The 19,021-nt window shown below is 66.5% G+C and carries 19 protein-coding genes; 13 read left to right on the forward strand and 6 right to left on the reverse strand.

The window, feature by feature from the left end; all coding sequences use genetic code 11:
• Positions 1 to 330: 330 nt before the first annotated feature.
• Positions 331 to 948, reverse strand: a complete 618-nt coding sequence (locus tag QW863_RS27305; RefSeq protein WP_315716620.1) for a TetR/AcrR family transcriptional regulator — start codon at positions 946 to 948, stop codon at positions 331 to 333.
• A gap of 103 nt (positions 949 to 1,051) precedes the next feature.
• On the opposite strand from QW863_RS27305, the gene QW863_RS27310 reads away from it, so the two are divergent.
• The 4 genes from QW863_RS27310 to QW863_RS27325 all read left to right on the forward strand — a co-directional run bounded on the left by QW863_RS27310 (position 1,052) and on the right by QW863_RS27325 (position 4,692).
• Positions 1,052 to 1,750, forward strand: a complete 699-nt coding sequence (locus tag QW863_RS27310) for a PspA/IM30 family protein (RefSeq protein ID WP_315716621.1) — start codon at positions 1,052 to 1,054, stop codon at positions 1,748 to 1,750.
• Between the two features lie 55 nt (positions 1,751 to 1,805).
• Positions 1,806 to 2,081, forward strand: a complete 276-nt coding sequence (locus QW863_RS27315; RefSeq protein WP_315716622.1) for a YiaA/YiaB family inner membrane protein — start codon at positions 1,806 to 1,808, stop codon at positions 2,079 to 2,081.
• Positions 2,082 to 2,416: 335 nt separating this feature from the next.
• Positions 2,417 to 3,421 (forward strand): hypothetical protein, encoded by a 1,005-nt coding sequence (locus tag QW863_RS27320; protein ID WP_315716623.1) that lies wholly within the window; start codon positions 2,417 to 2,419, stop codon positions 3,419 to 3,421.
• Complete coding sequence (locus tag QW863_RS27325; protein ID WP_315716624.1) at positions 3,418 to 4,692, forward strand: hypothetical protein; 1,275 nt, start codon at positions 3,418 to 3,420, stop codon at positions 4,690 to 4,692. Before QW863_RS27320 ends, QW863_RS27325 begins: the two co-directional genes overlap by 4 nt.
• On the opposite strand, the gene QW863_RS27330 is transcribed toward QW863_RS27325, so the two are convergent.
• From QW863_RS27330 to QW863_RS27340, 3 genes are all read right to left on the reverse strand, one after another.
• Positions 4,619 to 6,214 carry a hypothetical protein gene (locus QW863_RS27330; RefSeq protein WP_315716625.1) on the reverse strand — a complete coding sequence of 532 codons (1,596 nt, stop codon included), beginning with the start codon at positions 6,212 to 6,214 and terminating at the stop codon, positions 4,619 to 4,621. The two genes, QW863_RS27325 and QW863_RS27330, sit on opposite strands and share 74 nt — an antisense overlap.
• A 409-nt stretch (positions 6,215 to 6,623) precedes the next feature.
• The gene (locus QW863_RS27335; RefSeq protein WP_315716626.1) at positions 6,624 to 7,475 is read right to left on the reverse strand and encodes an SDR family NAD(P)-dependent oxidoreductase; all 852 of its coding nucleotides are present in this window, start codon (positions 7,473 to 7,475) and stop codon (positions 6,624 to 6,626) included.
• Positions 7,476 to 7,626: 151 nt separating this feature from the next.
• Positions 7,627 to 8,016 carry a winged helix-turn-helix domain-containing protein gene (locus QW863_RS27340; protein ID WP_315716627.1) on the reverse strand — a complete coding sequence of 130 codons (390 nt, stop codon included), beginning with the start codon at positions 8,014 to 8,016 and terminating at the stop codon, positions 7,627 to 7,629.
• A gap of 100 nt (positions 8,017 to 8,116) precedes the next feature.
• Between QW863_RS27340 and QW863_RS27345 the strand changes: the two genes are divergently transcribed.
• From QW863_RS27345 to QW863_RS27385, 9 genes are all read left to right on the forward strand, one after another.
• Positions 8,117 to 9,241 (forward strand): alkene reductase, encoded by a 1,125-nt coding sequence (locus tag QW863_RS27345; RefSeq protein ID WP_315716628.1) that lies wholly within the window; start codon positions 8,117 to 8,119, stop codon positions 9,239 to 9,241.
• A gap of 153 nt (positions 9,242 to 9,394) precedes the next feature.
• Entirely contained in the window at positions 9,395 to 11,059 is a 1,665-nt protein-coding gene (locus QW863_RS27350; RefSeq protein ID WP_315716629.1) for a thiamine pyrophosphate-binding protein, read from the forward strand.
• Positions 11,060 to 11,392: 333 nt separating this feature from the next.
• Positions 11,393 to 12,775 carry a M20 family metallopeptidase gene (locus QW863_RS27355; RefSeq protein ID WP_315716630.1) on the forward strand — a complete coding sequence of 461 codons (1,383 nt, stop codon included), beginning with the start codon at positions 11,393 to 11,395 and terminating at the stop codon, positions 12,773 to 12,775.
• A 421-nt stretch (positions 12,776 to 13,196) separates the two neighbouring features.
• On the forward strand, positions 13,197 to 14,111 hold the full coding sequence (locus QW863_RS27360) for an amino acid ABC transporter substrate-binding protein (RefSeq protein ID WP_315716631.1): 915 nt from the start codon (positions 13,197 to 13,199) through the stop codon (positions 14,109 to 14,111).
• A gap of 204 nt (positions 14,112 to 14,315) precedes the next feature.
• Complete coding sequence (locus tag QW863_RS27365; protein ID WP_315716632.1) at positions 14,316 to 15,047, forward strand: amino acid ABC transporter permease; 732 nt, start codon at positions 14,316 to 14,318, stop codon at positions 15,045 to 15,047.
• 1 nt (position 15,048) lies between these two features.
• Positions 15,049 to 15,741: an amino acid ABC transporter permease gene (locus QW863_RS27370; protein WP_315716633.1), complete on the forward strand. Its 693-nt coding sequence runs from the start codon at positions 15,049 to 15,051 to the stop codon at positions 15,739 to 15,741.
• Between the two features lie 9 nt (positions 15,742 to 15,750).
• Complete coding sequence (locus tag QW863_RS27375; protein WP_315716634.1) at positions 15,751 to 16,482, forward strand: amino acid ABC transporter ATP-binding protein; 732 nt, start codon at positions 15,751 to 15,753, stop codon at positions 16,480 to 16,482.
• Positions 16,483 to 16,633: 151 nt separating this feature from the next.
• Positions 16,634 to 17,494 (forward strand): D-amino-acid transaminase, encoded by an 861-nt coding sequence (locus tag QW863_RS27380; protein ID WP_315716635.1) that lies wholly within the window; start codon positions 16,634 to 16,636, stop codon positions 17,492 to 17,494.
• Positions 17,495 to 17,597: 103 nt separating this feature from the next.
• On the forward strand, positions 17,598 to 18,191 hold the full coding sequence (locus tag QW863_RS27385) for a DUF1080 domain-containing protein (protein ID WP_315716636.1): 594 nt from the start codon (positions 17,598 to 17,600) through the stop codon (positions 18,189 to 18,191).
• Here QW863_RS27385 and QW863_RS27390 read toward each other — a convergent pair.
• Both QW863_RS27390 and wrbA read right to left on the reverse strand, forming a co-directional pair.
• The gene (locus QW863_RS27390) at positions 18,178 to 18,327 is read right to left on the reverse strand and encodes a hypothetical protein (RefSeq protein ID WP_315716637.1); all 150 of its coding nucleotides are present in this window, start codon (positions 18,325 to 18,327) and stop codon (positions 18,178 to 18,180) included. The genes QW863_RS27385 and QW863_RS27390 overlap by 14 nt on opposite strands.
• A gap of 77 nt (positions 18,328 to 18,404) precedes the next feature.
• A complete protein-coding gene (wrbA, locus tag QW863_RS27395; RefSeq protein WP_315716638.1) occupies positions 18,405 to 19,004 on the reverse strand; it encodes an NAD(P)H:quinone oxidoreductase in 600 nt (199 codons plus the stop codon).
• Positions 19,005 to 19,021 lie beyond the last annotated feature (17 nt).

Raw genomic sequence — 19,021 nt, forward strand, 5'->3', positions numbered from 1 at the left:
CATACGCTGCAGGTTCTGCCGGCCGGATGAGCGTGGCCATGCGCCGAGATCTGCACATGTCACACGAACTAACACTCGTCGTCGAGCGTCGGTGGAACGGCAGTTCCAGACATGTTGTCTGGAACAAGTCCGAACGTCGGCATGATACTGCGAAGCAATGGGGCGGTTGTTTGTTCTCGCCGTCAATTCCAGCTGAACAAGGAGGGAGCCGCGCCGCCATGGCAGCAAATTGGCTCTGACAGCAAGCAGGAGAGAAGTGCCGTGAAGCAGTCGGACTTGTTGTTGGCATCAGCATCCGATGACGCTGCGCCCCCGACGCCGAGCTCCTCGTCACCGGCCGGTCGTCTCCTCCGCCACCAGTCCCGTCACCATCGCCTTCACCATGGTCGCGATCTGCGCGCGCAAGGCCGCGAGCGGCACAGCGATCAGCTTCTGCTCCAAGCCGAGCGCGACCATGCCGTGGACGGCCGAGAACAGGCTGCGCGCGGTGACGCTGATGTCGTCGAAAGAGCGCCGTGGAAACAACGCCGCCAGTGGCTGGTGGATGTGACGGAACAGGTGCATCTGGTCGGCGATCGCCCAGTCGGGCAGCGGCTTCTCGGGCGGCATGCGGTGCTCGAACAGCGCGCGCCAGAGCTCGAGATTGTGGGCGGCGAAGTCGCAATAGGCGATCGCGATGCGCACCAGCGCAGCCTCGGGGCCGGGAGGGCCCGCGCTCTCGGCTGCGGACAGGTCGGCGTCGAGCCGCGCCAAGGTGCGTGATCCGACCATCAGCACCAGTTCGTCGACGTCGGCGACGAGATTGTAGACCGCGCCATTGGCGACGCCGATCTCCTGGGCGAGATCGCGCGTCTTCAGACCCGCGAGACCCCGCGTCCGGATCATCCGCTCGGCGGCCTCGATCAAGGCTTCGCGCTGTTTCGCACGTCTTTCCAGTGTCTTGGACATTGTTAACCAAAATATTGAGCGGCGCTCAAAATAATTCTTGAGCGTCGCTCATGGTTGCGCTAGAAGAAACGTCATGAGCGATGCTCATAACAGGGAGTTCACAATGTTCAAGACCGTTCTCACGCTGTTTCGGGGCACCGTGGCCGTCGCGGAGGAGGAGCTGCAGGACCGGACCGCGCTGGTGATCCTGGATCAGCAGCTGCGTGACGCCGCCGCCGCCGTCGATCGCAGCAAGCGCGCGCTGGCGCTGGCCATTGCGCAGGACCAGCAGGAGGGCAAGCGGCTCGAGGCGACCTTGGCACGGATCACCGATCTCGAGGTGCGCGCCACCGCAGCGCTCGACGGCGGCCGCGAGGATCTGGCCCGCGAGGCGGCGCAGGCGATCGCCGGCCTCGAGGCCGAGTGTGACGCGGCGCGGACGGCGCGGGCGCTGTTCGCGACCGAGATCACCAGGCTGAAGAAACATGTCGCCAACGCCGAGGCGCGCATTGCCGAGCTCGATCGCGGCCGGCGGATTGCGCGCGCCTCCGAGGCCGTGCGCAATCTGCGCCGCGGCGGCATCGAGGCGGCGCGTCCTTACGAGTGCACGCTGCCCGAGGCCGAAGCGACGCTGAAACGGCTGCGGGAGCGGCAGATCGAGGCGCAGGCCGCCGACGAGGCGCTCATGGAGCTCGATGCCGCGACGGGGCCGATCACCACGGCCGAGAAGCTCGCCGAGCAGGGCTTTGGCCCACGCATCAAGACCACTGCCGACGACGTGCTGGCGCGGCTGAAGGCCGGCCGCGCCGCACCGGCCAACTGATTTTCGTCACGACCGATCGAACGCATCAACAACCACGTCATCATAGGAGCCGACCATGAACCAGAACACCCAGCCGCACAGCAGCGCCTTCATCACCTTCTCCTACGCCTCGTTCGCCGCCTCCGCCTTCCTCGTCGCTCTCGGCGTCTTCTTCATGCCGATCGATCTCTGGATGAAGGGCTATCTGACGATGGGCATTGTCATGCTGGTGCAGACCTGCGTCACCCTGACCAAGACGCTGCGCGACCGCCACGAGAGCGGCAAGCTCGTCAATCGCATCGAAGACGCTCGCGCCGAGCGCCTGCTGATGGAGGTGTCGAAGGCAGCTTAGGGCGGCCGCAGTCGTCTCGCTCTCTTGGCCTCTCCCCGCTCTTGTCCACCGTAGCTCGACGAGCGAAGGCGGATGCGGGGAGAGGCCGGATTGCATCGAAGATGCAATCCGGGTGAGGGGAAGTTTGCGGGGCAAGCTCCGACTTCGGCGAGACAGCGCCGGCAGGCGGTGGGCGCGAAGGCGTCCGCCGCTCACGTCGTTCAACCTGCGTTTACCCTCGCTCACGCTCCGTCCCGCGTCGTTATCGTGAATTAACAGCACCAGGGCATAAGGCGGCCAGGGCGGCCGTGATCTCGGCTGCGCCGCTTCCTGATCACGCCGTGCTAGGTTGAGGCATGAACATCGTCGCAGCAGTGGGGCGTATCCGACGCAGCATCGGCTTCTGGCTGACCGCGCTCGGCCAGGAGGCGATGGACCTGTCGCTACGCACCCATGCGGAGTTGCGCACGCGCATCGTCGAGAGCCCGGGCACGACCCTGGACGATGCGGCGCTGGCGGCGCTCGTGGCCGATCTCCGCACCATTGCCGGCAAGACGCTGCCCGCCGGCGAGCTCACCTACGGCATCTTCTCCGGAGCGCGCGAGCCGCTCGCGCGCGCCATCATCACGGTGGTGTCGGAGGAGGCGGGCGGCCGGCCGATCGCCTTCAATGCGCTCGCGGTGATGCAGGTCGAGCGCGATGGCGACAGCCAGCAGGTGATCCATCTCGGATTGGTCATGGTCGATCCGGAAGCGCGCGGCAAAGGCCTGTCCGGCGTGCTCTACGGCCTCACGACGCTGCTGCTGTTCGTCCGCGACGGGCTGCGGCCGAAATGGATCTCCAACGTCACGCAGGTGCCGGCGGTGGCCGGCATGGTCTGCGAGACCTTCTCCGACGTCTATCCGTCGCCGCTGCCGCAGGCCCGACAGAGCTTTGCGCATCTTCAGCTCGCGCGCGGCATCATGCGGGCGCATCGCGCGGTGTTCGGTGTCGGCGACGAGGCCGGGTTCGACGAACAGCGCTTTGTCATCACCAACGCCTATACCGGCGGCTCCGACGCGCTCAAGAAGACGTATGACGATGCGCCGAAGCATCGCGACGCCGTCTACAACGGCTTCTGCGCGCGCGAGCTGGACTACACCAGGGGCGACGACCTGCTGCAGCTCGGCCGGATCGATCTCGCCGCCGCCCGGCGCTATCTGCTGCGCGAAATCCCCTCGGGCTCGCTGCCGGCGCTGCTGGCGACCTCGGGCGTGCTGGCGCTGCAGCGGATGATCCTGCCGCTGGTACATTGGCTCGACGACACCAGGACGTTCGGCACGCTGCGTCCGCGCCTGCCGCCCGGCGAGCCCGCGCCATGACGGCCGGCATCGTTGCGGACTCCGTCGTCAACCTCTGCGGCGCGATCGGCCTCGCGGTGGCCGCCGCCATGCTGCACCGGCGCGACCCGAGGGGACCGCTGACGGCGCGGCTCGTCGTTCTGCTCGGGACCGTCGCCTCGCTGTTCCTGCTGCGCGGCGTCGCCTGGTGGACGGACAATGCTTTTCTCGACCGCATCTCGCTGGTTCCGGCGGCGCTGATCCCGCTCGGCGCGCTGGTGGTGACGGAAGGTCTGCTGCGCCGACACGCGCATCGCGCGCTCAAGGCGATCGCGCTGGCCGGCGGCGTGGTGCTCGCGCTCGCCGGCGCGCTCGGTCCGGCCGAGTTCGAAAGCCACCACACGGTCATGCTGTCGGCCTTTCAGCTCGCGGGCTTTGCGACCTGCGCCTGGCTGCTGCTTCGCCGCGACCGCGCGCGCCTGCTGGCCTGGGAGAACCGCGCCATCGATCGCGTCGCGTTCGGCGCCATCATCGTCATCCCCTTCATCATCACCGATTTTCGCGTACTGGCGCCGAGCATGCCGGTGCGGCTCGGCGCATTGGGCGCGCTGCTGGCGGTGACCGCGATCCTGATCGCCGGCGCCAGCGCGGAGACGCAGCGTCAGGGCGGGCTGCTGACATTGTTGCGGATCCTCGGCGCCGCCCTGCTCGGCGCTGCCGCGGCCGCGCTGTCGCCGGACGTCGATGCGGCGCAACTGATGCGCTTCTGCGCGGTCGCGGTGGCCGGCGTGCTCACGATCGGGCTGATCGGCGATGCCTTGCGCGCGATGCTGCAAGCGCGCGAGCCGGGCGTACTCGACTCGATCGGGGCGTCGATCGCGGCGACGCCCGACGAACTGATCGCCGAGCTCACGCGCCAGCCGGTCTTCGAAAGCGCACGCCGCTGTCGCGAGGCTGAGCTGACCGCCTATGATCCGCCGCTGCTGCGCGACTTTCTCGCGTCAAGCCGCGTGCTGCGCCGGGCCGATGCGCCGTGGCGGCGGGCGGTCACCGACCCCGCCGTCGAGCGCATGGTGGCGCTGATGGATGCGCGGCATGCGACGCATGTGATCGTGCTGTCGCACCAGCCGGTCGACCTCATCGTGCTCGCGGTCTCCGTGATCTCGGCCGATCCGGCCACGGAAACCGCGCTCGCGCTCGTCAGGCGCCTGCTGGTGCAGGCGCCTGAGCGACAGGTGATCACGCCCACATGTGATGATGCTGATGCTGTGACATCTCCATCATCGGCCCCTCCATCATCGGACCGTCCATGACCAGGGTTGGCGGAGCGGCGCTGGCGTGTGCTGCCGGCGCGGCGCTGGGAAGCATGATCACGTTCGAGGCCGGCGCGCTGGTGACCGCGGCCAGCAGCGCGGCGGTGTCGGCACTGTTGCCGCCGCCGGTGGTCGCCAGCACCTGGCCGATCGTGGTGCCGTCGACATTGTAGGCGCCGCCATTGACCGGGATGTTGTTGCCGCCGACATCGGCTGCGTTCTGGTGCATCTGGTCGGCGGCCGCGGCGACCAGCGCCTTGTTGCCGGCCTGGAAGCCCTCGAGGATCTTGGCGATCTCGGCGCCGAGCGTGCTCTGGTCGCCGAGCAGCTCGTTGTCGAAGCGGGCCTGGAAGATGCCGCCCTGCGCCGCGTCGAAATCGGTGACGTCCTTCTTGAAGGTCATCAGGTCGGCGGTGACCTGCGCCATCGCGGCGGCGTCGCCGGAATTGACGGCCGCGATCGCAGCCTTGCCGAGCGCGTTCGACTGGGCGATGAACATGGCCCAGAAATCGGTCTGTGCCTGGTTGTCCTGATAGGCCGGCGTCGGGTTGAGGAAGTCGCCGAAGCCGCTCCAGCCGTTCAGGCCGTTCTGCTGCGCCATGTTGGCGAGATTGGTGTCGCCGGCGACGATGTCGATGATGTCGAGGAAGTCGTCGTTCAGCGCGCGGCCGATGTCGACATTGCCGGCCGCGCCGTTGATGTGGGTGTTGACGAGCGCGAGCTGGTCGATGATGGCGAGCGCGTGCACGCCGGTCAGGCCGCCGAACTGCAGCGGATTGGCGGCGACCAGCGCATTGAGGCCGGCGATCAGCGCGTCGACATCGTCCTGGATGACGTCGACGTTGCTCTCGTTGACACCGCCGATCAGCCGGTTGGCGGCGTCGTTGAAGATCAGGCCGAGCTCGGCCAGCGTGCCCTTGGCGGCGGTTGCGGCCGTCACGCCTTCGGGCAGCAGCGCCGGCGCCTGCAGGAAGCCGGTGACGCCGTCGGCGTTGGTCGCATTGCCCGCAAGGTTCGGATCGTTGTTGACGACGTTGAGGATGTCGAGGTGCGCGTTGCGCAGCGCGGTCTCCGCGGCGGCGATGCTGCCGAACGCGCCGCCGCCGGTCACCGAAGCCATCGCGGCATCCTGCGCGACCGTGATGTCGGCGAGGATCTTGTTGATGTTGGTGAGCGTCTGCCCGGTGAACTGGCCGGCGGCAACCATCGCCTTCAGACCATCCTGAATCACGGTGAGATCGCCGGTGTAGTTGTAGACGCTGCCAAGGCCCTGGCCGCCTTCCTCGACCACGTTGCGCCACAGCCCGCCTTCGAGAAAGCGCGTCGCGTCGTTGAAGACGACGCCGAGGTCGGCAAAGCCGAGCGCGGGCGTCGGCGGCGTGGGTGCGGGCGGCGTCGGAGGCATCGGCGCAGGCGCCGGCTGGCAGTGATGATCGTGATGATGATGGTGGTGGTGGTGGTGGTCGCTGTGATGATGGTGACCGTGGTGACTGTCGTGATGGTGACGGTGATGGCGCGACATGTCCGACGTACTCCCCAAAGCTGCGCACCACTGCGGATGAGCCGAAGCAATGCGGCGCGGCTGACGCGGGTGCGGATGATGAGGGCCATCTGCTGCCTGCTTCGTGGCTGCTTCGCGCAGGGATTGTGGAATGCGTCTGCGTCAGATTGTCGTGCGGCGTACGGGTGGCGCTCCCGCAGAGCTGCGACATCTCACCGCTTGACGGTCGAGGCGCGCTTCGGGAGCCGGCTCTCAGCGACGATGTCGCGCCCGCGGCAAATCAGTGAGTTGCAAGAGCGTTCGACCGTAGCGATTCGGTCGATGGTAGACGTTCCGAGCGCACGCGGACCGCCTTGCGACGATCCGACGCGTCCGGTAACTTGTGATGAGACCGGGAGCAGCTACGCGCCGCCGCTCCGATGTGGCCGGATCATGGCGATTTCTTTACGAACGCGGCGAATGCGTCGGCGTAGTCGGCATGCCAGCGCGACAGTGGCGGCCGGTTCTCGACGATGTCGCCGGCCGCCCACAGGATGCGCCGCTCGTCCAGCGCGCGCGGCACGTCGTTGTCTGGGCACAGCACGTAGAAGTCGCCGGCCGCGACGCGCTCCAGCATGAAGTCGACCGTCTGCTCCGGCGTCCAGGCGGCGGCCGGCTTCTCGACGCGGCCATTCGCCGTCAGCGGCGTGAACACGAAGCCCGGAATGAACAGATGCGCCGTCACCTGGCAGCCGGGCGTGTTGCGCAGCTCGTGCTGCAGCGCCTCGGTGAACGCCTTCACGCCGGCCTTCGAGACGTTGTAGGCGGGATCGCCGGGCGGCGTGGTGATGCCCTGCTTGGAGCCGGTATTGATGATCAATGCCGGCTTGCTCTGCGCGATCATGTTGGCTGCGAACACCTGCGCGCCGTGGATGATGCCCCACAGATTGACGCCGAGGATGCGCTGCCAATTGGCCTCGGTGAGCAGCTTGCTGCCCGGCTGGATGCCGGCATTGTTCATCAGCACGTCGATCGCGCCGAAGCGCTGCCGCACCGCCGTTTCGAGCGCGACCACGCTGTCCCGGTTGCTCACATCGACCGTGGCGGTCATGACCGCAGCCTCGCCACGCTTGGCCGCAGCCGCGAGCCTGGCGGCGGCGTCGCGCAGCCGGGCTTCGTCGACATCGGCGATGCAGACGTTCATGCCGCGCTCTGCGAAGCGCATGGCGGCGGCGAGCCCGATGCCGGAGGCGCCTCCGGTGACGACGGCGGTGTGGTCGGCGGACAAGGCAGGGTGAGACACGGCAGGTTCTCCGGCATGACGACGAGATGCTGGTGTATGACGTCTTGGCGCGGCCGCAAGATCATCCGGCTGACGGCAAGACGGTTTTTTGCGGCGGCAACGCGAGGCGCATCAGTCCGGTCGCGGATGCATCGCGTCGGCTGGAAACGACTTACGACGCGGCCCTGGGCCCGCGGGTCTTCCTTGGCTTCTCGATGTCGCTGCGCAGCGCGGCGAGATCCTTCTTCACGGCGTCAGCTGCGTCACGCTCGATGCGCCGGTAACGTTCGACCAACTGCGCGCCGAACGTCGTCAGCACCGCGCCACCGCCATTGCGGCCGCCGGTCTGCCGCGCGACCGCGGGCTGCCGGCATACCCGGTTGATCTCGTCGACGAGGTCCCAGGCCCGCTTGTAGGACATGTCCATCGCGCGCCCGGCCGCAGAGATCGAGCCGTGCCGCGCGATGTTCTCCAGAAGCGCGATCTTGCCCGGTCCGATCCGGCCGCCGTCATCGAGATCGATGCGCAGGCTGAGCGAGGGCAGGGCGTTCGCTTTCGGCATGGAGGGTCTGCTCGTACTGACGTGGGGCGGACATTGCCACCATCATGTTTTGCGAACAAGATGATCCCAATCGACAATCGCAACGACATCTGGGGACGAAATGCTGCCTGCGCTGTTTTCACCGCTCACGATCGGTCCTTATCGCCTCAAGCACCGCGTCGTGATGGCGCCGTTGACCCGCATGCGCGCCGCAAGGGAGACGCTCGCGCCGCGGCCGCTCAACGTCGAGTATTATGCGCAGCGCGCGACGCCGGGCGGGCTGATCATCGCCGAGGCCTCGCCGGTGCTGCCGACCGGCACCGGCAGCCCGAACGTGCCGGGCATCTACAGCGCGGCGCAGATCGCCGGCTGGAAGCAGGTCGTCGATGCGGTGCATGCCAAGGGCGGAGTCATCTTCCTGCAGCTCTGGCACGTCGGCCGCGTCTCGCATTCCTCGTTCCAGCCGGGCGGCGCGCTGCCGGTGGCGCCGTCGGCGATCGCGATCGGCGACGATCTCAAGGCGATGACGGCGGACGGCAAGCCGGCGGCCTACGAGACGCCGCGCGCGCTGGAGACGGACGAGATCCCCGCGCTCGTCGCGGCCTATGGCCAGGCCGCGCGCAACGCGATCGCGGCGGGCTTCGACGGCGTCGAGGTGCATGGCGCGAACGGCTATCTCATCGAGCAGTTCCTGCAGACCCGCAGCAACCAGCGCACCGACCGCTATGGCGGCGGAATCGCGAACCGCTGCCGCTTCCTGCTCGAGGTCACGCAGGCGGTAATCGACGCCTGCGGCGCCGACAAGGTGGGCGTGCGGCTGTCGCCCTATGGCATCGCCAACGGCTCCGGCGAGGCCGAGCCGATGCCGCTCTATACCTACGCGATCGAGGCGCTCAACAAGCTCGGCATCGCCTATCTGCACCTGATCGAGCCGCGCTCCTCCGGCGCCGGCCGCGCCGACGTCAACTGGCAGAACGTGCCGTCGGCCATCGCTCTGTTCCGGCCGGTGTGGAAGGGCGTCCTGATCGGCGCCGGCGGCTTCACGGGCGAGCCGGCCGACGCCGCGATCCGGGCCGGCCTCGCCGACGCCATCGCCTTCGGCCGCACCTTCATCTCCAACCCGGACCTGCCCGCCCGGCTGCAGCACGGCTGGCCGCTGACGCCCTATCACCGCCCGACCTTCTATGGCGGCGAGGAGAAGGGCTACACGGACTATCCGGTGTATCAGGAGATGGCGAAGGTGTAGTCCGCGCTCTCTCCGCCGTCATTGCGAGGAGCGTAGCGACGAAGCAATCCAGACTCGCGTGCGCCACCCTGGATTGCTTCGCTTCGCTCGCAACGACGGTGGAGCGAGAGTTCGCGTCAACCAATAAGCCTGAGCCCGGGAGGACACCGCCCCATGAAGAACCGCACGACCGGACGCTCGGCCTTCCTCGCGCTGCTCAAGGACGAGGGCATCACCCATCTGTTCGGCAATCCCGGCACCACCGAATTGCCGATCATGCATGCCCTGAAGGATCATCCCGATCTCAGCTACGTCATGGCGATGCAGGAGAGTCTGGTGGTGGCGATCGCCGACGGCTTCAGCCGCGCCTCGGGACGCCTCGTCGCCTGCAACGTCCACGTCGCGCCGGGTCTCGGCAACGCCATGGGCGCGCTCTACAATGCGCAGTTCACCGGAACGCCGATGATCCTCACCGCCGGCCAGCAGGAGCAGGGCCACGGCCTGATGGAGCCGCTGCTCTACGGCCCGCTGGTGCGGATGGCCGAGCCGCTGGTGAAATGGGCGGTCGAGGTGACGAGGCTGGAGGACCTGCCGCGCATCATCAGGCGCGCCGCCAAGGTGGCGACCACGCCGCCGACCGGTCCCGTCTTCATCTCGCTGCCCGGCGATATCCTCAATGCCGAAGCCGGCATCGAGCTCGGCCGTTCCACCCGGGTCGATGCGCGCGTGTTGCCGGCCGCGGACGCGTTGCAGGCGCTGGCGCAGCGCATTCTCAGGGCGCAGCGGCCGGTGATCATCACCGGCGACGAGATCGTCAAGAGCGATGCGCTGCGGCAGGCGGCCGAGTTCGCGTCGGCGATCGGCGCTCCCGTGCATCAGCAGTCCGCGCCCTATGGCGCGCATTTCCTGTCCGAGCATCCCTGCTACATCGGCTCATTGTCGCGCGCGCAGCAGCAGGTCCGCGACCTGCTCGCGCCACACGATCTTCTCATCGTGCTCGGCGCCGATCCCTTGCGGATGTCCGTGCATAGCGACATCGAGCCCCTGCCCGAGGGCTTGCCGATCGTGCAGATCGGCCTCGTCGATTGGGAGCTGGGAAAGAATTTCGGTGCCGAGATCGCGCTGAAGGCCGACGTTCGCGAGACGCTGCTTCAGCTCACGCCGCTCTTGCGCGAGCTCGGCGGCGCGGCCCTGCAGGCGCGTGCGCAGGAACGCCTGGCCGAATTGTCCTCGAAGAACTGGAGCGCGCGGCGGCGCAAGCTGGCCGCGCAGATCGAAGCGGCGCGCGAGCGGACGCCGATCGATCCGGACTACCTGGCGCTGCAGGTCGCCGAGGCCATGCCGGAGCACGGCATCCTGGTCGACGAAGGCCTGACCTCGGCGCGCTACATGACGGCGCTGTGGCCGTATCGCGACCGCTACAACTATCACGCGCTCGCCTCGGGGGGCATCGGCTGGGGCCTGCCGGCCTCGGTCGGCGTCAGCCTCGCCAATCCCGATCGCCCCGTGGTCTGCTACTCCGGCGACGGCAGCGCGATGTATTCGATCCAGGCGCTGTGGACCGCAGCGCATCACAAGCTGCCGCTGTCGGTGGTCATCGTCAACAATGGCGGCTACCGCATCATCAAGCAGCGGCTGCTGTCGTTCCACGGTGACGACAACTATATCGGCATGGATTTTGTCGATCCGCAGGTGGATTTTGCCGGGCTCGCCCGCTCGCTCGGCTGCGAGGCAATGCGCATCAGCGATCCCCGTGAATTGCAGCCGACGCTCTCGGCGGCGTTCCGCCGCCCCGGCGCCAAGCTGATCGAGGTGATGGTCAGCAATGCGGTGAACTGAGCGTTACTCCCGTCGCGCGGAGGATGCCGGACGTCCGGCCGAACCTGTGGTGACTGCCGCCTGCTTTTCTTCTGCGGGCGAGCCATGGGTGAGGCCTGCGCCGGGCATCCCCGCGCCCTCCGCCTTGCGAGGGCACCGCACCGGCAAACCTCGGACGCTCCTGGCGCCGCGAGAACGGAAGCGCGCATCCCGACACACGCCCATCATCGATCTCTGCGACAAGTTCCGAAATCCGAGACTTGCTTGATGTCAGCATTGAATTCAAACCCAGCCCCTTCCGCTCGTCGCGCGATCCCGATATGACGCCGCCTTCGTTGTGACTGGAAAAGCGCCATGACCAGGATTGATGCAATCGCCCGTGCCCGTCAGAGCCTGACGAGCGGTGACTTCTTGGCCGAGCTCGGCCGCCGGGTCGCCTATCGCACCGAGAGCCTCAATCCCGAGCGCAAGGACGACCTCGCGGCGTATCTGACCAACGAGCTGACGCCGTCCTTTGCCGCGCTCGGCTTTTCCTCCGAGATCGTGCCCTCGCCGAGCGGCAAGTCGCCGTTCTTGATCGCGACCTACCACGAGAGCGACAGCGCCCCGACGATGCTCAGCTATGGCCACGGCGACACCGTCGACGGCATGGCCGGCGAATGGCGCGACAGCCGCGATCCCTGGGCGGTGACGCCAGCGGGCAATCGTCTCTATGGCCGCGGCACCGCCGACAACAAGGGCCAGCACAGCATCAACATGGCGGCGCTGCGCGCGGTGCGCGAGGCCCGCGGCGGCAAGCTCGGCTTCAATGCCAAGTTCATCATGGAGATGGGCGAGGAGATCGGCTCGCCCGATCTCGCAGTGGTGGCCGATCTGCATCGTGAGGCGCTGAAGGCCGACGTCTTCATCGGCTCGGACGGCCCCCGGCTGTCGACGGCGCGCCCCACCATCTTTCTCGGCTGCCGTGGCGGCATCCGGTTGCATCTCGACGTCAACCTGCGCGAGGGCGGCAATCATTCCGGCAATTGGGGCGGCGTGCTCGCCAATCCCGCGACCATCCTTGCCAATGCCATTTCCACGCTGGTCGACGGCCATGGCCGTATCAAGCTCGATACCTTGAAGCCGCCGCGCCTCACCAATGCGATCCGCGCCATCCTCGCCGACGTGAAGGTGGAGCCGACCGCCGACGAGCCGGCGCTGTCGGACCATTGGGGCGAGGAGGGGCTGACGCCGGCGGAGCGGCTCTATGCCTGGAATACGCTCGAGGTGCTCGCGATCTCCTCCGGCAATATCGACAAGCCGGCGAATGCGATCCCCGGCCGCGCCCGCGCCGTGCTGCAGCTGCGTTTCGTCGTCGGCACCAAGGTCGACAGCATCGTGGCCGACGTGAAGAACCATCTCGCCGCGCATGGCTTCCCGATGATCGAGGTCAGCATGGCGCAGAGCTTCATGGCCTCGCGCGCCGACATCGACAGCCCCTGGATCAAATGGGCCGCGGAGTCCATCAAGATGAGCACCGGCAAAGCGCCCGCCGTGCTGCCGAACTTCGGCGGCTCGCTGCCCAATGACGTGTTTGCCGACGTGTTGAAGATGCCGACCATGTGGGTGCCGCATTCCTATCCGGGCTGCTCGCAGCACGCGCCGGATGAGCACATCCTGCTGGATGTCACGGACGAGGCGCTCGGCCTGATGGCCGGGCTGTTCTGGGATCTTGGTGAATTGCGGAAGCCGCTGTGAGCCGAGAAGGAGGCATGAGCACACATCGCCTGGCGTCTGGTGAGGAGCGCCGCGCCGGCCAGGAAGACGGAAGGCGGGGTTGCTGCGCGCGGCGCGTCTCGAACCATGAGGCCCGTGTGCCGTGCGGTTGCATTGCCGCGCGCGGGAACCGCCCGCCTGCAACTTTCGTCTGGTCGCGGGGCCTGCGAGCCCCTCGTAGTTTACCATCCCGACGTTCGGCGCTGCCGTTTCAGCCCGGACGTCTTGTCGAAGGGGACGCGGGACAGGCAATTTGTCGCAATCGTCCGAGGACGTCCCGCCGCGGGGCGGTCTATGGTGCCCGCGCTCGTCCGGCCGGAGATCGTCCGGGGGCGGGGGCCATTTTGAGTTCGCTGTGGTTTATGCAAGCATCCGGCGATCAGCCGGATTGAGGAGATCAGTTATGAAGCAGCTTCGCCTATTCGGTCTTGCCGTCGCCGCCGCGCTCTGCGCCGGCCAGGTGCAGGCCGAGGACCTGACGGGGACCCTGAAGAACATCAAGGAGACCGGCACCATTACGCTCGGCGTCCGCGACTCCTCGATCCCGTTCTCCTATCTCGACGACAATCAGAAGCCGATCGGCTTTGCCATCGACATCTGCATGGGCATCGTCGATGCCGTGAAGAAGGAGCTCAAGCTCGACAAGCTCGACGTGAAGCTCAACCCGGTGACGTCATCGACCCGCATCCCGCTGCTCGCCAACGGCACCATCGATCTGGAATGCGGCTCGACCACCAACAATGCCGAGCGCCAGAAGCAGATCTCCTTCACCAACACCCACTTCCTGACGGCGAGCCGCTACGTCTCGAAGAAGTCGAGCAAGATCAACGCGATCGACGATCTGAAGGGTAAATCGGTCGTGTCGACCGCCGGCACCACCAACATCAAGCAGCTCACCGAAGCCAACGCGGCGCGCAACCTCGGCATCAACATCATCCCGGCCAAGGATCATGCCGAGGCCTTCCTGATGGTGGAGACCGATCGCGCCGTCGCCTTCGTGATGGACGACATTCTTCTTGCGAGCCTCGTCGCCGGCTCCAAGGATCCGGCCGCCTACGTCGTTTCCAAGGACGCGTTCTCGAAGCCTGAGCCCTACGGCATCATGCTGCGCAAGGACGACCCGCAGTTCAAGAAGGTCGTCGATGCCGCGACCGCCAAGATCTACACCAGCGGCGAGGGCGCCAAGCTGTATGACAAGTGGTTCATGCAGAAGGTCCCGCCGAAGGGCCTGAACCTGAACACCCCGATGTCGGCCGAACTGAAGGCCGAGTTCGCCAAGCCGTCGGACTCGCCGGATCCGGATTCGTACAAGCCGTAAGGTGAGGTCGCAGCTCTCGCGCCGAATTCGATGCGCCCCCCCTCCCCCTTGCGGGGAGGGGTCGGGGGTGGGGGTCTCAGGAAAGACTGCCCGTGTGGACCCCCCACCCCGACCCTCCCCCGCAAGGGGGGAGGGAGCGCAGCGAGTTCTTGTCAAAGACTGTTTAATGCGACTTGCGAGCTAATTCCCTCTCAGGATGTCCCCGTGAACTACACCTGGAACTGGCACATCTTCCTGGAGCCGAACCCGACCGGGGCCGGCACCTATTTCGACATGCTGCTGTCGGGGCTGAAGGTCACCATCGTGACCTCGCTGTCGGCCTGGGTGATCGCGCTGATCTGCGGCACGATCGTCGGCATCCTGCGCAGTCTGCCCTCGAAATTGGCGACCTGGATCGGCTTCGCCTATGTCGAGTTCTTCCGCAACATGCCGCTGCTGGTGCAGCTGTTCCTGTGGTTCTTCGTGCTGCCGGAACTGCTGCCGCGAACCGCCGGCCTGTGGCTGAAACAGATGCCGAATGCGCCGTTCTATACGGCTGCGGTCGGCATCGGGCTGTTCATGTCGGCGCGCGTCGCGGTGCAGCTCGCGGCCGGCATCGGCTCGCTGCCGCGCGGCCAGATGATGGCGGCGACCGCGCTCGGCCTCACCACCTTGCAGGCCTATCGCTACGTGCTGCTGCCGATGGCCTTCCGCATCATCCTGCCGCCCCTGACGTCCGAATTTCTCAACACCGTCAAGAACAGCGCGGTCGCGATCACGATCGGCCTGATCGAGCTGACGGGCGCTGCGCGCGCCATGCAGGAATTCTCCTTCCAGGTGTTCGAGGCGTTCAGCGCCGCCACCCTGATGTATCTCGTCATCAACGTCATCGTCGTGATCGGCATGCGCCTCCTGGAGCGCGCGGTGGCGATCCCTGGCTACATCACGGGCAAATGAGATGCTGGCCAATTTCGATTTCGATGTCATCCGCCGTTCGCTGAGCTACCTGTTCATCGACGGCATGACCTTCACCTTGATGCTGACGGCACTGTCGGCGACGGGCGGTCTGGTGTTCGGCACCCTGATCGCGCTGATGCGGCTCTCCGGCTATCGCGTGATGGGCTGGATCGCCGGGCTCTATGTCGACTTCATGCGCTCGCTGCCGCTGGTGCTGGTGATCTTCTGGTTCTACTTCCTGGTGCCCTATATCGGGCAGTGGATCACCGGCTCGTCCCGGCCGATCAAGGTCGGCGCGTTCGCCTCGTCGCTGATCACCTTCATCCTGTTCGAGGCGGCGTATTTCTCGGAGATCATGCGCGCCGGCATCCAGTCGATCTCGCGCGGCCAGCCGGCCGCGGCCTCGGCGCTCGGCCTGACCTACGCGCAGACCATGCGCTACGTCGTGCTGCCGCAGGCGTTCCGCAACATGCTGCCGGTGCTGCTGACGCAGACCATCGTGCTGTTCCAGGACACGTCGCTGGTCTACGTGCTCTCGATCCCGGACTTCCTCGGTGCCGCCTCCAAGGTCGCCCAGCGCGACGGCCGTCTGGTCGAGATGTACCTGTTCGCGGCCCTGGTCTACTTCACCATCTCCTGTGTCGCGTCCTACGGCGTCCGCCGCCTGCAGTCGCGCATCTCCATCATCAGATAGTCGGCTCCCATGATCGAAATCAGCCACGTCAACAAATGGTACAGCCCGAGCTTCCAGGTGCTGAAGGACTGCACGACCTCGGTCGCCAAGGGCGAGGTGGTGGTGGTCTGCGGTCCGTCCGGCTCCGGCAAGTCGACCCTCATCAAATGCGTCAACGCGCTGGAGCCGTTCCAGGACGGCACGATCACGATCGACGGGCTCAAGGTCAATGATCCGAAGACCAACCTGCCGAAGCTGCGCTCGCGCGTCGGCATGGTATTCCAGCATTTCGAGCTGTTTCCGCATCTGAAGATCATCGAAAATCTCTGCCTCGCCCAGCAGAAGGTGCTGGGACGCGGCCAGGAGGAGGCGACCGCCAAGGGCATGAAGCTTTTGGAGCGCGTCGGGCTGAAGGAGCAGGCGCAGAAGTTTCCGGCGCAGCTCTCCGGCGGCCAGCAGCAGCGCGTGGCGATCGCACGTGCGCTAGCCATGGACCCGATCGCGATGCTGTTCGACGAGCCGACCTCGGCGCTCGATCCGGAGATGATCAGCGAGGTGCTCGACGTCATGGTCGATCTCGCCCGCGAGGGCATGACCATGATGGTCGTGACCCACGAGATGGGCTTCGCCCGGAAGGTCGCGCACCGCGTCATCTTCATGGACCGCGGCGAGATCGTCGAGGACGCCAAGAAGGAGGATTTCTTCGGCCAGCCGCGCAGCGAGCGGGCGCAGCAGTTCCTGTCGAAGATCCTGTCGCATTAGTTGCGTCCGTCATTCCGAGGCGCCCGCAGGGCGAACCCGGAATCTCGAGATTCCGGGTTCGATGCTGCGCATCGCCCCGGAATGACGGCGAGAGTAACAATTGGTGTACGCAGATGGCTTTGCGTGCGCAGATGAGAATGGAGACACGTCCTTGGACCCGATCGCTTACGTCAACGGCGCCTTCGTGCCCCTGTCCGAGGCCAAGGTCTCGGTCCTCGATCGCGGCTTCCTGTTTGCCGACGGCATCTACGAAGTGGCGGCGGTGCTCGATGGCAAGCTGGTCGACAGTGCCCCGCATCTTGCCCGCCTGGAGCGCTCGGTCGGCGAGATCGGGCTGGCGCTGCCGGAGAGCCTGGCGCGGATCGAGGAGCTGCAGAAGGAGCTGGTCGCACGCAACCGGCTCGATCAGGGCATGGTCTATCTGCAGGTGACGCGCGGTGCCGACAAGGGCCGCGACTTCCCGTTTCCCAAGGGCGACGTCAAGCCGACCTTGGTGATGTTCGTCACCGCCAAGGACATCATCAATGCGCCCTCGGCGAAGACGGGAATTGGCGTCATCACCGTGCCCGACATCCGCTGGGCGCGCCGCGACATCAAGAGCGTGGCGCTGCTCGCGCAGGTGCTCGCGAAGCAGGCGGCCGCCGCGGCCGGGGCCGGCGAGGCGTGGATGGTCGAGGACGGTCATGTCACCGAGGGCGGCTCGTCCTCGGCCTTCATCCTGACCAAGGACGACGTCATCGTGACGCGGCCGAACTCGAACGCGATCCTGCCGGGCTGCACCCGCAAGGCCGTGGTGAAGCTCGCCGAGGAGCGCCAGCTCAAGGTCGAGGAGCGGCTGTTCACGGTGGAGGAGGCGCTCGGGGCGAAGGAAGCCTTCATCACCAGCGCGAGCTCGTTCGTGCAGCCGGTGGTCACGATCGACGGCAAGCCGGTCGGCGACGGCAAGCCGGGACCGGTGGCGGCGCGGCTGCGCGAGATCTATGTCGATTTTGCGCGCGCCACGGCGGTGTAGTTGGAGGAGACGATAGAGCAGGTGCAGCATCGAAACCCGTTTGCATTGTCCGGCGCTTTGCTATCGTGGCGACGAACGAAACAGAAATCAGGGAGGAGTTTCGATGCGGTATCGCTTGAGAGGGCTCGCGGCCGGACTGTTGATTGCGGGCGCAGGCATGACGGGAGCGGCATTGGCCGATGACGGCTGGGTGACCCTGGTCGACGGCGACAAAAAGGTCGAATTCGCCGAGGTCGGCAAGGCCAATTGGGAGGTGAGGGACGGCGCGCTGTCGGCCGACAAGCTCGACGGCAAGGATCCATCGTATCTGGTGACCAAGACCAGCTACAAGGATTTCCAGATCAAGGCCGAGTTCTGGGTCGATGACGCCGCCAACAGTGGCATCTTCATCCGCTGCGACCAATCTGCGAAGATCGACTCCAACATCTGCTACGAGGTCAACATCTTCGACAAGCGGCCCGATCCGAAATACGGCACCGGCGCGATCGTCGACGTGTCCAAGGTCGATCCGATGCCGAAGGCCGGCGGCAAGTGGAATACCTATGAGATCACCGCCAAGGGCACGCGGCTGACCGTGATCCTCAACGGCGAGAAGACCGCCGATGTCGACGACAGCAAGCACGCGGCGGGACCGATCGCCCTGCAGTACGGCTCGGGCGTCGTGAAGTTCAGGAAGGTGCAGATCAAGCCGCTGTAGCGGCCGCGCATTCCGGGCAGCGGCGCTGGCCGCGGCTCGCGCGATACAGGCTCTTGCAGTACCAGCGGCGCGCCATGATCTGCAGGGGATGGCGGGCCAGCCGGGCCAGCGTCACCAGTTCGAGCATGGCGGGCATTGCAGACTCCTTGGCATCCTTCCGACTTTTGCGAGATGGGGCGGCACTTCGTTTGCGGAAGTGCCGCCCCAGTCGCATCAGCCATGCAGCTTCTTTGCGGTCTCGGCGATGACGCGGCCCTGATAGCGCGCCCCCGCCAGCTCGTTCGCGCTCGGCTGCCGGCTGCCGTCACCGCCGGTGATGGTGGTGGCGCCATAGGGCGAGCCGCCGGTCACCTCGTCGAGCTTCATCTGGCCGGCGAAGCCGTAGTTGAGGCCGACGATGGTCATGCCGAAATGCAAGAGGTTGGTGATGATCGAGAACAGCGTGACCTCCTGGCCGCCGTGCTGGGTCGCGGTCGAGGTGAAGGCGCCGCCGACCTTGCCGTGGAGCGCGCCCTTGGCCCACAGGCCGCCGGCCTGGTCGAGGAAGTTGGCCATCTGCGAGGCCATGCGGCCGAAGCGGGTGCCGGTGCCGACGATGATCGCGTCGTAATCGGCGAGCTCCTCGACCTTGGCGATCGGGGCAGTCTGGTCGAGCTTGTAGTAGGAGGCCTTGGCGACGTCGGCCGGCACCAGTTCGGGCACGCGCTTGACGTCGACGGTGGCGCCGGTCTCGCGGGCGCCTTCGGCCACCGCGTTGGCCATCGCTTCGATGTGGCCGTATGCGGAGTAGTAGAGAACGAGAACCTTGGTCATGGCAGTCTCCGTGGGGA

Source organism: Bradyrhizobium sp. SZCCHNR1017, from assembly GCF_032381375.1.
In the GTDB taxonomy this organism is placed as follows: Bacteria; Pseudomonadota; Alphaproteobacteria; order Rhizobiales; family Xanthobacteraceae; genus Bradyrhizobium.